Origin of the sequence: Clostridium tyrobutyricum DSM 2637 = ATCC 25755 = JCM 11008, from assembly GCF_000359585.1 — a bacterium.
GTDB classification, from domain to species: Bacteria; Bacillota; Clostridia; order Clostridiales; family Clostridiaceae; genus Clostridium_B; species Clostridium_B tyrobutyricum.
In genome coordinates this window covers 26,521-41,197 of record NZ_APMH01000020.1, presented here as the reverse complement: position 1 = coordinate 41,197, position 14,677 = coordinate 26,521, and the positions used below count along the sequence as shown (strand labels likewise).

The 14,677-nt window shown below is 35.7% G+C and carries 16 protein-coding genes and 2 pseudogenes; 17 read left to right on the top strand and 1 reads right to left on the bottom strand.

The genetic code is table 11. The features are described 5' to 3' along the window. The first annotated feature begins 3 nt into the window (after nucleotides 1-3). The 16 genes and pseudogenes from J418_RS0109535 to J418_RS15585 form a co-directional block, all read left to right on the top strand. Nucleotides 4-504, top strand: coding sequence for an antirestriction protein ArdA (locus J418_RS0109535; protein WP_017895459.1), 501 nt, complete (start codon nucleotides 4-6; stop codon nucleotides 502-504). An 80-nt stretch (nucleotides 505-584) separates the two neighbouring features. Further along, nucleotides 585-977 carry a conjugal transfer protein gene (locus J418_RS0109530; RefSeq protein ID WP_017895458.1) on the top strand — a complete coding sequence of 131 codons (393 nt, stop codon included), beginning with the start codon at nucleotides 585-587 and terminating at the stop codon, nucleotides 975-977. Then, nucleotides 961-3,414 carry a conjugal transfer ATPase TcpF gene (tcpF, locus tag J418_RS0109525; protein WP_017895457.1) on the top strand — a complete coding sequence of 818 codons (2,454 nt, stop codon included), beginning with the start codon at nucleotides 961-963 and terminating at the stop codon, nucleotides 3,412-3,414. The genes J418_RS0109530 and tcpF overlap by 17 nt, the downstream gene beginning before the upstream one ends. Further along, on the top strand, nucleotides 3,411-5,399 hold the full coding sequence (locus J418_RS0109520) for a CD3337/EF1877 family mobilome membrane protein (protein ID WP_017895456.1): 1,989 nt from the start codon (nucleotides 3,411-3,413) through the stop codon (nucleotides 5,397-5,399). Before tcpF ends, J418_RS0109520 begins: the two co-directional genes overlap by 4 nt. 137 nt (nucleotides 5,400-5,536) lie before the next feature. Next, nucleotides 5,537-5,779: a DUF5320 domain-containing protein gene (locus J418_RS15595; protein ID WP_023625316.1), complete on the top strand. Its 243-nt coding sequence runs from the start codon at nucleotides 5,537-5,539 to the stop codon at nucleotides 5,777-5,779. Nucleotides 5,780-5,853: 74 nt separating this feature from the next. Then, on the top strand, nucleotides 5,854-6,216 hold the full coding sequence (locus J418_RS0109510; RefSeq protein ID WP_017752539.1) for a DUF134 domain-containing protein: 363 nt from the start codon (nucleotides 5,854-5,856) through the stop codon (nucleotides 6,214-6,216). Nucleotides 6,217-6,263: 47 nt separating this feature from the next. After that, a pseudogene (locus tag J418_RS16605) lies at nucleotides 6,264-6,637 on the top strand (iron-sulfur cluster assembly scaffold protein). Next, a complete protein-coding gene (locus J418_RS0109500; protein ID WP_017752541.1) occupies nucleotides 6,612-6,980 on the top strand; it encodes a NifB/NifX family molybdenum-iron cluster-binding protein in 369 nt (122 codons plus the stop codon). The pseudogene J418_RS16605 and the gene J418_RS0109500 overlap by 26 nt, the downstream one beginning before the upstream one ends. A gap of 1 nt (nucleotide 6,981) precedes the next feature. Continuing rightward, on the top strand, nucleotides 6,982-7,842 hold the full coding sequence (locus J418_RS0109495; protein ID WP_017895455.1) for a nucleotide-binding protein: 861 nt from the start codon (nucleotides 6,982-6,984) through the stop codon (nucleotides 7,840-7,842). Beyond that, complete coding sequence (locus J418_RS0109490; RefSeq protein WP_017895454.1) at nucleotides 7,820-8,695, top strand: ATP-binding protein; 876 nt, start codon at nucleotides 7,820-7,822, stop codon at nucleotides 8,693-8,695. The genes J418_RS0109495 and J418_RS0109490 overlap by 23 nt, the downstream gene beginning before the upstream one ends. Before the next feature lie 4 nt (nucleotides 8,696-8,699). After that, entirely contained in the window at nucleotides 8,700-9,521 is an 822-nt protein-coding gene (locus J418_RS0109485) for an MBL fold metallo-hydrolase (protein WP_017895453.1), read from the top strand. A gap of 17 nt (nucleotides 9,522-9,538) precedes the next feature. After that, the gene (locus tag J418_RS0109480) at nucleotides 9,539-10,378 is read left to right on the top strand and encodes an Mrp/NBP35 family ATP-binding protein (RefSeq protein WP_017752545.1); all 840 of its coding nucleotides are present in this window, start codon (nucleotides 9,539-9,541) and stop codon (nucleotides 10,376-10,378) included. A gap of 1 nt (nucleotide 10,379) precedes the next feature. Beyond that, entirely contained in the window at nucleotides 10,380-10,739 is a 360-nt protein-coding gene (locus J418_RS0109475; RefSeq protein WP_017752546.1) for a NifB/NifX family molybdenum-iron cluster-binding protein, read from the top strand. Between the two features lie 542 nt (nucleotides 10,740-11,281). Further along, entirely contained in the window at nucleotides 11,282-11,452 is a 171-nt protein-coding gene (locus tag J418_RS16600) for a hypothetical protein (RefSeq protein ID WP_017752548.1), read from the top strand. Nucleotides 11,453-11,454: 2 nt separating this feature from the next. Next, on the top strand, nucleotides 11,455-12,018 hold the full coding sequence (locus J418_RS0109460) for an ATPase (RefSeq protein WP_017752549.1): 564 nt from the start codon (nucleotides 11,455-11,457) through the stop codon (nucleotides 12,016-12,018). 132 nt (nucleotides 12,019-12,150) lie between these two features. After that, a pseudogene (locus J418_RS15585) lies at nucleotides 12,151-12,546 on the top strand (P-loop NTPase family protein); the annotation flags it as partial. 598 nt (nucleotides 12,547-13,144) lie between these two features. Here J418_RS15585 and J418_RS0109450 read toward each other — a convergent pair. Continuing rightward, nucleotides 13,145-14,011 carry a LysR family transcriptional regulator gene (locus J418_RS0109450; RefSeq protein ID WP_017895451.1) on the bottom strand — a complete coding sequence of 289 codons (867 nt, stop codon included), beginning with the start codon at nucleotides 14,009-14,011 and terminating at the stop codon, nucleotides 13,145-13,147. Nucleotides 14,012-14,137: 126 nt separating this feature from the next. Here J418_RS0109450 and J418_RS0109445 point away from each other — a divergent pair, with 126 nt between their 5' ends. After that, a complete protein-coding gene (locus J418_RS0109445; protein WP_017895450.1) occupies nucleotides 14,138-14,677 on the top strand; it encodes a prolyl-tRNA synthetase associated domain-containing protein in 540 nt (179 codons plus the stop codon).

The following is a 14,677-nucleotide window of genomic DNA, read 5'->3' as shown; positions in this document are numbered from 1 at the left end:
TATATGGAGATGCAAGTTTACATTGCCAATTTAGGCAAATACAATGAGGGTGAGCTAGTTGGAGCTTGGTTCACCCCACCAATTGATATAGAAGATATGAAGGAGAAAATCGGCTTAAATAATGAATATGAAGAGTATGCTATACATGATTATGAGCTTCCTTTTGATATTGACGAATATACTCCAATCGAGGAAATTAATCGTTTATGTGCTTTGGCTGAAGAACTTGAAGGAACACCTATTGAATTTGAAATGAGAGAAATTCAGACAAACTTTTTCAGCAGTTTTGAAGAAATGGCAGAACATGTTGACGATATTATCTATTATCCAGATTGTGATGATATGGAAGATGTAGCACGCTATGTTATTGAAGAGACAGGAACATTTGGAGAAATACCAGTTAGTCTTCAAGATTACATTGACTATGAATCTTATGGACGAGATTTAGAGTTAAATGGAAACTTTCTTGTTACAGCTCATGGTGTTTTTGAATATATAGGATAACAATTAAATAACTGATTTTATAGGGCAGTTCTTATTTATGGAGCTGCCTTTTTTCTAGTGTAAAATGAAAGGAGCATCATATGAAAAAAATAAGAAGTTATACAAATATCTGGTCAGTAGAAAAAGTACTTTATTCTATTAATGATTTTAAGCTGCCATTTCCAATTACCTTTACACAAATGACATGGTTTGTTTTGTCACTGTTTGTTGTTATGTTGCTAGGAAATATGCCGCCACTTTCTATGATAAATGGAGCTTTTTTAAAGTATTTTGGAATTCCAATGGGGATAACTTGGTTTATGTGTCAGAAGACCTTTGACGGAAAGAAGCCTTATGGATTTTTAAAATCTTTTATTGCGTACATTATTAGACCCAAAATAACTTATGCAGGTAAACCAGTGAAGCTTCACAACCAGAGGATGAACGAGGCAATAACAATAGTAAGGAGTGAAGTATATGGCATATCCAATTAAATATATTGAAAATAATCTGGTCTGGAATCATGATGGAGAATGTTTTGCCTACTATGAGCTTACTCCCTATAATTATTCTTTTCTGTCAGCAGAACAGAAATTTATTGTACATGATAGTTTTCGTCAACTAATAGCACAGAATCGTGATGGTAAAATCCATGCCCTACAGATTAGTACCGAATCCAGCATACGGGCAACACAAGAACGCTCAAAGGAAGAAGTTACAGGCAGACTTAAAGAAGTTGCATATAAAAAAATAGACGAGCAAGCAGAAGCTCTGGTTTCTATGATTGGTGATAATCAGATTGACTATAGATTTTTTATTGGTTTCAAACTGATATTAAATGAACAGGAAGTAACAATAAAGAATCTTAAAAAAGAAGCAATAAATGTACTTTCTGATTTCTTAAAAGAAGTAAATCAGAAATTTATGGGTGACTTTGCATCAATGAGTAATAATGAAATTGGTCGTTTTACAAAGATGGAAAAACTACTAGAGAATAAGATTTCACGTCGTTTTAAAGTTCGTCGTTTAGATAAAAATGATTTCGGCTATCTTATTGAACATCTATATGCTAGGGCAGGAACAGCCTATGAAGATTATGAGTATTATTTGCCTAGTAAGAAATTCAAAGAGGAAACCTTGGTAAAACGTTATGATTTATTGAAGCCTACTCGCTGTCTGGTTGAGGAGAACCAGCGATATTTAAAAATTGAACATGAGGAATCAACATCCTATGTCACTTACTTTACAATTAATTCTATTGTGGGAGAATTGGACTTTCCTTCATCAGAAATCTTCTATTATCAGCAGCAGCAATTTACTTTTCCTATTGATACAAGTATGAATGTAGAAATAGTAGCAAATAAGAAAGCTTTATCTACTGTTCGTAATAAGAAAAAGGAATTAAAAGACCTTGACAATCACGCTTTTGAAAGTGATACAGAAACAAGCTCAAATGTTATAGAAGCTTTGGACAGCGTAAATGAACTTGAAACAAATTTAGATCAGAGCAAGGAATCAATGTATAAACTTAGTTATGTAGTAAGGGTATCTGCGCCAGACCTAGACGAATTGAAACGTAGATGCAATGAAGTAAAAGACTTCTATGATGATTTGAATGTTAAACTTGTTAGACCTTTTGGAGACATGATGGGTTTACACAATGAATTTATTCCTGCAAGTAAAAGGTATATGAATGACTATATACAATATGTTACTTCTGATTTTCTTGCTGGGTTAGGCTTTGGAGCAACTCAAATGCTCGGAGAAACAGAAGAAATTTATATAGGCTATAACCTTGATACAGGACGAAATGTATATTTAAAACCTGCTCTTGCAAGTCAAGGGGTTAAAGGCTCGGTTACTAATGCCTTGGCTGCTGCTTTTGTTGGCTCTTTAGGTGGTGGAAAGTCATTTTCAAATAATATGATTGTTTATTACTCTGTATTATTTGGGGCGCAGGCAGTTATTGTAGACCCTAAGTCGGAGCGTGGAAACTGGAAAGAAACACTGCCAGAAATTGCAGATGAAATCAATATCGTAAATCTTACAAGTGAAGAGATTAATAAAGGACTGCTTGACCCTTATGTGATTATGAAAAGACCAAAGGATTCTGAAAGCTTAGCAATTGATATATTAACCTTCCTCACAGGTATTTCTTCTCGTGATGGTGAGAAGTTTCCAGTATTAAGAAAAGCAATAAGAGCTGTGACAAAGAGTGAAAAAAGAGGACTACTACTTGTTATAGATGAATTGAGAGCTGAAAATACTGCTATAAGTAATAACATTGCAGAGCACATTGAATCTTTCATAGATTATGATTTCGCCCATTTACTCTTTTCAGATGGTTCTATTTCTCAATCTATAAGCTTAGAAAAACAGCTAAATATCATACAAGTTACTGATTTGGTGCTTCCAGATAAGGAAACATCTTTTGAAGAATATACCACAATGGAACTTCTTTCAGTGGCTATGCTAATTGTTATTAGTACCTTTGCCCTTGACTTTATACATTCTGACCGCAGCATTTTTAAAATTGTAGACCTTGACGAAGCATGGAGTTTTTTGCAGGTAGCACAAGGAAAAACACTTTCTATGAAGCTGGTGCGTGCTGGTAGAGCTATGAATGCAGGAGTATATTTCGTAACGCAGAACACAGATGACCTGCTAGATGAAAAACTTAAAAATAATTTAGGATTAAAATTTGCTTTTCGTTCCACAGATATTAATGAGATAAAGAAAACTTTAGAATTTTTTGGCGTGGATAAGGAGGATGAAAATAACCAGAAACGCTTACGTGATTTGGAGAATGGACAGTGTCTTGTCAGCGATTTATACGGTAGAGTTGGTGTAATACAATTCCATCCTATTTTTGAAGAATTACTGCACGCTTTTGATACTCGTCCACCTGTGAGAAAAGAGGTAGAGCAATGAAGCAAGCAAAGCTAGAGAGACAAAAAGAAAAATTTAATTGGCAGTGTTTAAGAAAAATAGCAATTACAGTATTTATGGTATCAGTGATTGCTATTTTTATATTAGCAATAGTTGGAATGGTGGCACATGCAGCAGGGCTTGTTGATGATACAGTAAAGGCTAGTAATGAGTACAGTAAATATCCACTAGATAATTACCAACTTGACTTTTATGTGGATAATAGCTGGAGCTGGTTACCGTGGAATTGGGTTGATGGAATTGGAAAACAGGTTATGTATGGTTTATATGCTATTACAAATTTTATATGGACTATCAGCTTTTTTTTATCTAATGCTACAGGGTACTTAGTGCAGGAAGCATACTCTCTTGATTTTATATCAGCAACAGCAGATTCAATCGGAAAGAATATGCAGACTATAGCAGGTATTAGTACAAGTGGTTTCTCTTCAAATGGCTTCTATGGAGGTTTTCTGTTAATTTTCATTTTGATACTTGGAATTTATGTTGGTTATACAGGACTTATCAAAAGGGAGACTACAAAAGCTATTCATGCAGTGGTGAATTTCATTGTTGTATTTGTACTATCAGCTGCATTTATTGCCTATGCACCAGACTATATAGAAAAAATTAATGGTTTTTCTGCTGACATTAGTAATGCCAGTTTATCAATTGGTACAAAAATTGTAATGCCAAACTCTAAAAGCAAGGGCAAAGATAGTGTAGATCTTATTCGTGATAGTTTGTTTGCTATACAGGTAAAGCAGCCTTGGTTACTACTGCAATATGATAACTCTGATATAAAAGCTATTGGGGAAAGCAGGGTTGAAAAATTAATATCTACAAGTCCAGATGATAATAACGGAAAAGACAGAGAAGATATAGTAAAGTCTGAAATAGAAGATAATAAAAATACTAATCTCACCATCACAAAAACTATTAATCGTTTAGGAATGGTGTTTTTTCTTTTTATCTTCAATATTGGAATTTCAGCCTTTGTATTTCTGCTTACTGGCATTATGATTTTTTCGCAGGTGCTCTTTATAATTTATGCAATGTTTTTACCAGTAAGTTTTCTGTTAAGTATGATACCGACCTTTGAGAGTATGACAAAGCGTGCCATTATGAAGCTATTTAATACTATTATGTCAAGAGCAGGAATTACATTAATAGTTACAACTGCTTTTAGTATTTCTACTATGCTTTATAATTTATCAACTGGTTATCCATTCTTTTTAATAGCTTTCTTACAAATAGTGACCTTTGCAGGTATTTACTTTAAACTTGGTGATTTAATGAGCATGTTTTCACTACAAAGTGGTGAATCTCAAAGCATGGGAAGACAGATTTTAAGAAGACCACGTATGCTTATGATGGCTCATATGCACCGTCTTCAACATAAGCTTGGACGTTCAATTGCAGCTAATGGGAAAAAATCTAATGCAGGTAAAAAATCAAGTAACGGTTCTGGAGCTTCTGCTTCAAGAGCTGCACAAGCGGATCATACAAGGCCAGATGGAAAGCAACAGGAAAATCCTAATACTAGAGAATCATTTGGAAGAAAAGTTGGACAAGCAGCAGGTAAAGTAATGGATACTAAAGATCACATCAAAGGTACAGCAGAGCATATTAAAGAGCAGGCAAAGGATTTACCAGTTAATGCCAAGTATGCTTTGTATCATGGAAAATCACAGATTGAAGATGGAATTTCTGACTTTAAGACAAGTATTACAGATACAAAAAAAGCAAGACAGCAAGGAAGAAAAGATAAAGAAAATAAGCGAAGAATGACCATTGCAGAACGCCGTTCAAAAATGGAACAGGCACGTAAAAGTAAAACTGAAAATCCAGTAAAACCTAGTAAAATAATCAATTCGACTCGTGAAAGACATGTTACAACAGGAACACAAGGAAAGATGAACGTTAAAAGTTTGAATGATGGCATGTTGGAATTGATTGTTGTAAAAGCACCAGCCACAATAAAATAAAGAGTTGACCGTCACTTGAGGAATTTCCTTGGTTGGCGGTTTTTTATTAAAAACGGAAATAGTTATTGACATATGCCATAAACAGTGTATAATAAGAATAAATGGCATATGCCATAAACTATAAGGAGGTGAATAGCATGCCAAGAAGAGACGGAACTGGTCCAATAGATGCTGGATCAATGACTGGAAGAGGTTTAGGACTTTCCACAGGTGCTAATGCAGTAAGATATGGAGCTGGTCTCGGAATGGGATTAGGTCTTGGACTTGCTTGCAGACGGGGTTTTGCAATTAACCAGACATCCTCAGAAACAAAAAAGAGCTGCTCCATGAACAGAAAACCATGTTGCAAGATCGACTCGAAGTTATTGATAAGCAATTAGAGAACTTATGATGGGCATCAGGGATAACCGGAGGACTTTCTAGTTATTTCTGATTGGAATGGAGGTGATAAATCATGGCAAGACCGATGAAGTGGCGAAAAGTTTGCTGCTTGCCTGAAACCAACAGATTCGGGCCTCTTGATTCACCTGCAGATGCAAAAAACCATGTAATCATGACCATTGACGAGTATGAAACTATAAGGCTTATCGATTTGGATGGCTTTACACAAGAAGAGTGCGCCACGCAGATGAATGTTGCTCGTAGCACAGTTCAGGGAATTTATATCGAGGCCAGAAAAAAGCTGGCTGAATCATTAGTAAATGGAAAGGTGCTATTGATTGCTGGTGGCGAATACCGGCTTTGTGAAGGATTAGGGAATGGTTGTGGCCGTGGCTGTCATAGGCATAGGAATGGTAGATGCTTTACAGATGATTAGGATTGAGTTGGTTGATTATATATTCAGAAAAAGTAATTGAACATTTTATGTGCCTTCAAAATGCCCAAAGTATGCCAGATGCAGATGCTGAAGGAAACTACGGGGATCCTTCCTGCGGAGATTATTTGACCATTTATTTAAAGGTAAAAGATAATCGTGTAGAGGAAATCAGCTATCTTGTGTTTGGGTGTTGTGCTTCAATTGCAACATCCAGTATGATGTCGGTATTAGCAAAGGGCAAAACCTTTGGGGAAGCATTGAATATTACAGAAGAAGATATCTTCAGGCTTTAGATGGACTTCCTGAAAATAAGGTTCATTGCTCAAATTTAGGTGTGAGTGCGCTACGTAATGCAATTGAAGATTATTTAAACAAAAATAGAATGGAGGATCCCTATGAAAATAGCAATTCCAGTAGATGAGAAAACCTTGGAGTCGAACGTATGTACATCCTTTGGACGTACTCCCTATTTTCTTATTTATGATGTAGAAACTAAGGAAAGTACATTTATTGATAACAGTGCCGCAGCAAGTACAGGTGGCGCAGGAATTAAGGCTGCACAAACGATGGTAGATAATAAAACAAATATTTTGCTTACTCCTCGCTTAGGGGAAAATGCTGCTGACGTGCTTAAAGCCGCTGAAATCAAAATTTATAAAACGACAACTGCTTCAGCTAAGGATAATATTGATGCTTTTATTGCTGAAAAACTTCCTTTGCTGGATGAAATTCATGCAGGATTTCATGGACACGGAGGCAATTAATATGAGAATAGCTGTGCTAAGCGGCAAGGGCGGCACAGGAAAAACACTGGTATCGGTGAATTTAACTGCGATATCGAAATCATCGACATATATAGATTGTGATGTAGAAGAGCCAAATGGACATCTGTTTTTTAAGCCTGAAGGAGTTCAGGAGAAAGAAATATCAGTGAAAATTCCAAAAGTAAATAATGAACTATGTAATGGATGTCGAAAATGCGTTGATTTTTGTAAATTTAACGCCCTTGCCTATATTAAAAATAAACTGATTGTCTTTGACGAGGTTTGTCACTCCTGTGGCGGCTGTATCTTGGCTTGCCCTGAAAAGGCACTAACAGAGAAAGAAAAGGTTATTGGTAAAGTTCAAAAAGGAACTTCAGACCAGGTAGTGATATACACAGGAATATTAAATACTGGTGAAGCCTCGGGTATTCCTATCATTAAGAAGCTGCTTGCTGAGAAAAATCTGCAAGCAAATAAACAGACTTTTATTGACTGTCCTCCCGGAAGCGCCTGTATTGTAATGGAAAGCATCAAAGATGCGGATTACTGTATATTAGTGGCTGAGCCTACATTGTTTGGTGTGCATAACCTCAATATGGTATACGAACTGGTCAAGTTATTTAATAAGCCATTTGGGGTGGTTCTTAACAAATATTTGGAAGAAGAAAATCCGGCAGAGAAATTTTGTTTAGAAAAAAACATTAAGATATTAGGGCGGATTCCATTTGACACTAACCTCGGAACATTGAATTCAAATGCAGAAATTGCCGTTAGTAAAAATGATAATTACTGGGAAATGTTTTCTTCCCTGCTTAATACGGTGACAAAGGAGGTGCAGCATGAAACAACTACTAATCCTTAGCGGTAAAGGCGGCACCGGAAAGACCACAATAGCAAGTGCATTTATAAAACTCGCTGACGCCAAGGCATATGCAGATTGTGATGTAGATGCACCTAACTTGCACCTAATAACCGGGTGGAATGCTGAACCGGCAAAAACAGACTATTATGGGTTGCCAAAAGCGATGATAAATCCAGAACTATGTATTGAATGCGATCAGTGCAGGCAAAACTGCCGATTTGATGCTATTTCAATAGATGAAAAATATAAAGTGGATCCTTTCGCATGTGAAGGCTGTGGTGTTTGCGAGTATGTTTGTCCTGTGGAAGCGATAACTATGATACCGGCAGTGGCTGGGGAATTAATGCTTTATTTTGATAGGAAAAAAGTATTTTCAACAGCACAACTCAAAATGGGTAGTGGTACCTCCGGAATGCTTGTCACTGAGGTGAAAAAGCAAATGAAATCGACAGCAGTTGATGCTGGGCGGGCCATTATTGATGGATCTCCCGGAATAGGCTGCCCTGTTATTGCATCACTTAGTGGAGTGAATATGGTTTTGATAGTCGCAGAACCTTCCATATCAGGTATCAGCGATATGGAGCGCATTATAAATACAGCAGCGAAATTCGAAACAAAGACAGCTGTATGTATAAACAAATATGATACCAACATTGAAAACACAGAAAAGATTGAAGAGTTTTGTAAAAAACAAGGGCTGCCCTTTATCGGCAGGATACCCTTTGATTCCAACGCAGTAAAAGCTATTAATAATGGTCAAACCATTGTAGACATAGACTGCACATCAGGGTCAGAGGTTAAGGAGGTTTATTACAAGACAATGAATCTACTTTTTGAAAAAGGTGGTGGCTAAAGTCATGCTTATAAAAACTTTAGTGGAAAATACATCGATATCAAAGGGGTTTGGTAGTGAGCATGGCCTTAGCCTGTATATAGAAGCAAAGAAACACAAAATATTGTTTGATGTGGGCGCAAGCGAGTTGTTTCTTCAAAATGCAAAAAAGCTTGATGTGAATATCACTAATGTTGACTTTCTTGTAATTTCGCATGGACATTACGATCATGGCGGAGGACTAAAAACATTTTTGAAAGAAAACACAAAAGCCGAGGTATTTTTACATCGCTTCGCTTTTAAGCAACACTATGCTATCCGTTCAAATGATAAATTAGATTTTATCGGTTTTGATGAAAATCTGAAACAAAACAAACAAATTGTACTCACGTCAGATCGATTTTTTATCAACAATGGAATCCAAGTATTCTCGAATATTGTCCAAAGAGAGCCACGTCCAAAATCAAACAGTGGTTTGCTCACTGAGCATAAAGGGCAAACGGTAGACGATACCTTTGCACATGAACAAAACCTCGTGATAGAGGAAGACGGGATGACTCTATTAGTTACAGGATGCACCCATAATGGCATCATAAATATACTTGAGTATTTTCACTCGGTCAAAGGACGAATGCCCAACTATGTGATAGGGGGATTTCATCTTCTCAGTCGTTCTGGCGAAAATGAGGACTCTGATATGATAGATAGAATTGGTAAATACCTAATGGGTACAAAAGCAAAGTTTTATACCTGTCATTGCACAGGCATAGAGCCTTATAAAACGCTGAAAGCTACTATGGGTGATAACATTGATTATCTGTCGGCAGGCAGTGAAATAACAATCTAAAATAAAGGAGCAAGATTATGAGTGAAAATTGCAATCAAAGCTGCAGCAGTTGCTCGGAGGACTGCGCAGAAAGAAAAGAACAAAAAACGGATTTTTCCGAAAAACTGCACGAGATGAGTAGCATTAAAAAGGTTATTGGTATTGTTAGTGGCAAAGGAGGAGTCGGCAAGTCACTTGTTACCTCTATGCTTGCAGTTACCATGAACAGAATGGGTTATCATGCTGCCATTCTTGATGCGGATGTTACTGGGCCTTCTATCCCAAAAGCCTTTGGTACCAGGGAGAAAGCTTCAGGTAGTGAATTCGGCCTATTCCCTGTTAAAACTAAGACCGGCATTGATATTATGTCTGTTAATTTGCTTTTAGAAAACGATACTGATCCGGTTGTCTGGAGAGGACCGATTATTGCCGGTACAGTGAAGCAGTTTTGGACAGATGTTATCTGGAGCGATGTGGATTTTATGTTCATCGATATGCCACCCGGCACCGGCGATGTTCCCCTTACGGTATTTCAATCCATTGCTGTTGATGGGATTATCGTTGTGACATCTCCACAGGAGCTTGTATCCATGATTGTATCAAAGGCTGTTAAGATGGCCGAGATGATGAATATCCCCATTATCGGTCTGGTGGAAAACATGTCCTATTTTAAATGTCCTGATAACGGCAAGGACTATCAGATATTTGGCGAAAGCCACATTGAAGAAATTGCTGATAAACATAATTTAAAGGTTCTTTCTAAATTACCTATTGACCCGAAAATTTCAGCTGCATGTGACAAGGGTATGATAGAGCTTTTCAATGGCAATTGGCTTGATCCGGTTGCAAAAATACTAGAAAAAATGGAGGAAAACTAAAATGATGAAAATTGCTGTAGCAAGTGAAAACGGAATGGTGACTGAGCACTTTGGACATTGCGAAGGGTTTATGATTTTTGATACTGAAAACAGTCAAATCGTCAAAAGCGAAACCATTGCTAATCCCGGACACAGACCTGGGTTTTTGCCTAATTTCTTGAATGATATGGGTGTTAATGTAATTATATCAGGTGGTATGGGCGGGGGAGCTATTGACATCTTTAGTGAGAAAAACATCGAGGTTATTGTCGGAGCAAAAGGTAATGCTAAAGCAGCGGTAGAAGCGTACCTGCAGGGTTTCCTAAAATCTACTGGTTCCGTTTGCCATGAACATCAGCATCATGATGAATGTGGCGAATAAATGACACATTTGTATTGTGAAATAGTGTTTGCGCAGTATAATTAGTGCAAGTACTATTTTTTTACTACCGTACAAGCGAATGCTGTGTGGTATATTAATCAAGAAATAGAACCACAGCTTTACATTATGGTGTTAAATATAGGAACAGGAGGAACACCAGTATTCTTACCTTCTGGGGGAGCTTCAAGTTCACAGTACAGTACTATTTTAAATAGACCAATAATTCCCTATAGAGCAGTGTTCACCTCTTGGTAAAAAGGGAGATATTATACTTGCAGATTCTATGCAATATATTGGAATAGATAAAAAAGCACCAACAGCAGATGTGTCAATACATGTAAGATTTTTATATGATGCTCATGTGTTTAAGGTTTATATATAAATTTAATGGTGCTCCGTATAGAAGTAAACCTATTACGTCTTATAAGGGAGCTAATGCTTTGAGTCCGTTTGTTACTTTGGCTGACAGATAAAAAATTGTTTATATAAGTGATGTATTAGGCTATAATATAATAAAAGTATTATTTGTTGGAGGAATTATTATGGAGAAAATAAATCAACAAAATAACTTATATGAACAATTCCTAAAATATTCATATTGGGATTTAAAAGAACTATTTAAAAAGGCAAAAACAAAAGAAGAACAAGATTTTTATATGAATCTATCAAATATGGTGCTGCAAAAAGAACAAAAAAGGGTAATAGGTAAATAGAGATGGCTACGTATACCATATTTGCTGGTGTTAATGGTGCTGGAAAGACATCAATATATAAATCCATTTATTATGAAAGAAATAAAAATGAAAAAAGGATAAATACAGATGAGATGGTGGCAAGAATAGGTTCATGGAAAGATAGCAATCTTCAAATTAAGTGTGCAAGAGAGGCTGTAAAACTTATAAATTATTATATTAAAAATAATATATCATTTAACCAAGAAACTACTCTTTCAGGTAAAAGTATTGTTAGAAATATAAGAAAAGCAAAAGAAAAGGGATTTTATGTAGTTATGAATTTTATTGGAGTAGATAGTCCTGAAGTTGCTAAAGAAAGAGTTAGAATTAGAGTCTTAGAAGGTGGGCATGGAATTTCAGAAGAGGCTGTAGAAAGAAGATATTATGAATCATTAGAAAATTTAAAGATATTGATGCTTGTCTGTGATGAAACAAATATATATGATAATACAAAACAAATTGAGGAAATAGCCTATTTGATTAATGGGGCTATTAAATGGAAAAGTAAAAATATGCCTAAATGGAGTAGGAAAATTCTAAAGTGAAACTAGCTTAGTATATTGAATATTAAGCTAGTTTTTTATGTTCAAAATATTAATAATGTATAATTGAGGGAGGTTATTACAATATGACAATAATTGAAAAATATAAATTAAATGAAAATGTGTGATTTTAGACAGGAGGAAAAGAATTTTGTACTTATGGGCAAGTCTGGTGTTGAGCAATTAGAGTTACAGACCATGAGCAGTGGTGAAGAAACAAGACTTAAAATAGCACAGGCTCTTTTTGAGCAGGTACATGGTATTCTGGCAGATGAACCGACCAGCCATTTAGACCGTGAAGGAATAGACTTTTTAATCGGACAGTTAAAATATTTTTCTGGCGTATTGAGTTATAAGCCATGATCGCTATTTCCTTGATGAGGTGGCAGATAAAATATGGAAACTAATTATCTTCGCTAGAAAGAGAAAGACTGTAAAAGTCAAGCTGCAAAATATGAACGATTTGTTGTAGAGTGTGATTGATTGGAACAGGCTGCTGGGGAAAAGCGAAAGCAAGCACGTAAAATAGCTTAGAAAGCAAAAGGTGCTGCCGAGAAAAATAGTTCTGAAGGTGGTGGACGTCTGTCTGGTACATCAGAAAACAATTGGAATCACAAAAAGAGTTAGCTTATTCTACAGATGCTTGAACTGTTAAGTAAAATATTCTTATAAGGCATATGCTAATTTATTAAATAAAAATAGAATTGATAAGTAAAAAATCTGTAGTTACCATTTTACTTCATAAAGTTGGTTGGCTACAGACCTCTTATTATTTTCTGGATAAAATTTGTTTTATTGTAAATAAAGTGTGAAAAAATGAAAAGAGTAATTTTGACAAATGGAAGTCCCCATAAAGAGGGGTGAACATTTATTGAATTAACAGAAGCCTCAGAGACTAAAAAAGTATGGTATTGATTCGGATATGTATTGACTGCGAAAAATGCAATTAATTGGCTAAAATGTACTTTCAATAATGATATTGTCAATGAACTGTATGAAAAAAATCAAGAAAGTAGATGCAATAATTGAATGATATAGAAGCTAATTGCTATTTTTTAAAGATATTGGATTTGCATCTACTATATTGACATAAATTCAATCCATATTCTTAAGTATTATAATATGGGGGCTATCTATACTCTATATAATCTAAAAATCGTTTGACTGCAAGTGATGCACTCTTTTTATCTTTCAAGGCCAATCCAATTTTTCGATAAGCAGGTATTTCCAATTCCTTTGCTACAATATGATAAGGAATGCGTTGTAAAATAAGCTGCGGCAAAATACTAATGCCCAAACTGCTTTCAACCATAGACATAATGGCATAGTCATCCCATGTTGTAAAATGAACTTTAGGGGAAATGTTACATTGTTCAAATATATCCGAAATCTCTGCTTTTGCACCCTTTTCTAACAGCATAAAAGGATAATCACATAATGCCTTTACCGGGAAATATTCGCAATCTGCAAGTGGGTGATTTTCAGGTAAAACCACAAGTAGTTTATCCTGTTCCAAAAAAATCGTTTCAAATTCCGGGAGTGTAGGAAGCCGAAGAAAGCCGCAATCTACACGCCCATCTAAAATCCAGTTTTCTATTTCCGTATAGTCGCCCAATAACAGTTCATAATCGATATTAGGATAATCCTTTTGAAATTCTTTAATGATATTCGGGAGCCAATGGGTTGCTACGCTTGAAAATGTACCTATTCGGATAAGTCCGGATTGTAATCCGTTCAATTCTTGAACTTGCGTCTGTAACTTTTGATACTCATTACACATACTTTTAGCAAACGGCAATAATTTTAAACCGTCTGAAGTTAATCGTACACCAGAACGTCCACGTTCAAGAAGTGATACATTCCATTCTTTTTCTAAATCATTAATCATACGACTAATACCAGACTGGGAATAGTTTAACATCTCTGCTGCCTTTGTGAAACTCCCATATTCAACAGTCCTAACAAATGCCATATATTTTTGAATATTCATATCCATACTATATTTACCTCATATTCATCTGATTTTATCATCTTTTTTATGATAAACATTCGCTTTTGTAATTTATAAATTTATGATACACTATGTCCATAGAGTTTTCAAGGGAAAGGGATGGAATAAAACATGTTTTTTGTAAGTGATATTTATACAATGCCGCCAGATAAGCTTGATACTATACTGCAAAAGGAAACGTATAGGGTATTACAAAGTTTACATATTCCATTTGAACGTGTTGATACAGACGAAGCAATTACAATGGAAGATTGCGTTCAGATTGATAAAAAATTAGACATGAAGATGGTAAAAACGCTGTTTCTTTGTAATCGTCAGCAGACAGCTTTTTATCTGTTCATTACGGCAGGTGATAAGCCGTTCCGGTCAAAGGATTTCAGTAATGTGTTAGGAGTGTCTCGTGTTTCTTTTGCCCCTGCGAATTTAATGGAAAAGATGCTAGGAACTAAAATCGGTGCAGCAACTGTTTTCAGTGCCATACTTGACAAGGATAATGCTGTACAAATTGTTTTTGACAAAGATGTTTTGGCTGAAGAATGGTATGGGTGCAGCGATGGTATAACTACTAGTTATATGAAGATTAAAACAGAGAAAATCATTCATGATTTTCTGCCCTTTGTGAAGCATATACCAACTATTATTGAAGTGTAA

Bases quoted from the DNA above. Each gene is read 5' to 3' on its own strand.
- J418_RS0109520 (WP_017895456.1), top strand. From the start codon at position 3,411: ATGAAGCAAGCAAAGCTAGAGAGACAAAAAGAAAAATTTAATTGGCAG.
- J418_RS0109480 (WP_017752545.1), top strand. From the start codon at position 9,539: ATGAGTGAAAATTGCAATCAAAGCTGCAGCAGTTGCTCGGAGGACTGC.
- tcpF (WP_017895457.1), top strand. From the start codon at position 961: ATGGCATATCCAATTAAATATATTGAAAATAATCTGGTCTGGAATCAT.
- J418_RS0109485 (WP_017895453.1), top strand. From the start codon at position 8,700: ATGCTTATAAAAACTTTAGTGGAAAATACATCGATATCAAAGGGGTTT.
- J418_RS0109535 (WP_017895459.1), top strand. From the start codon at position 4: ATGGAGATGCAAGTTTACATTGCCAATTTAGGCAAATACAATGAGGGT.
- J418_RS0109460 (WP_017752549.1), top strand. From the start codon at position 11,455: ATGGCTACGTATACCATATTTGCTGGTGTTAATGGTGCTGGAAAGACA.
- J418_RS0109500 (WP_017752541.1), top strand. From the start codon at position 6,612: ATGAAAATAGCAATTCCAGTAGATGAGAAAACCTTGGAGTCGAACGTA.
- J418_RS0109490 (WP_017895454.1), top strand. From the start codon at position 7,820: ATGAAACAACTACTAATCCTTAGCGGTAAAGGCGGCACCGGAAAGACC.
- J418_RS0109445 (WP_017895450.1), top strand. From the start codon at position 14,138: ATGTTTTTTGTAAGTGATATTTATACAATGCCGCCAGATAAGCTTGAT.
- J418_RS16600 (WP_017752548.1), top strand. From the start codon at position 11,282: ATGGAGAAAATAAATCAACAAAATAACTTATATGAACAATTCCTAAAA.
- J418_RS0109495 (WP_017895455.1), top strand. From the start codon at position 6,982: ATGAGAATAGCTGTGCTAAGCGGCAAGGGCGGCACAGGAAAAACACTG.
- J418_RS15595 (WP_023625316.1), top strand. From the start codon at position 5,537: ATGCCAAGAAGAGACGGAACTGGTCCAATAGATGCTGGATCAATGACT.
- J418_RS0109530 (WP_017895458.1), top strand. From the start codon at position 585: ATGAAAAAAATAAGAAGTTATACAAATATCTGGTCAGTAGAAAAAGTA.
- J418_RS0109475 (WP_017752546.1), top strand. From the start codon at position 10,380: ATGATGAAAATTGCTGTAGCAAGTGAAAACGGAATGGTGACTGAGCAC.
- J418_RS0109510 (WP_017752539.1), top strand. From the start codon at position 5,854: ATGGCAAGACCGATGAAGTGGCGAAAAGTTTGCTGCTTGCCTGAAACC.
- J418_RS0109450 (WP_017895451.1), bottom strand. From the start codon at position 14,011: ATGGATATGAATATTCAAAAATATATGGCATTTGTTAGGACTGTTGAA.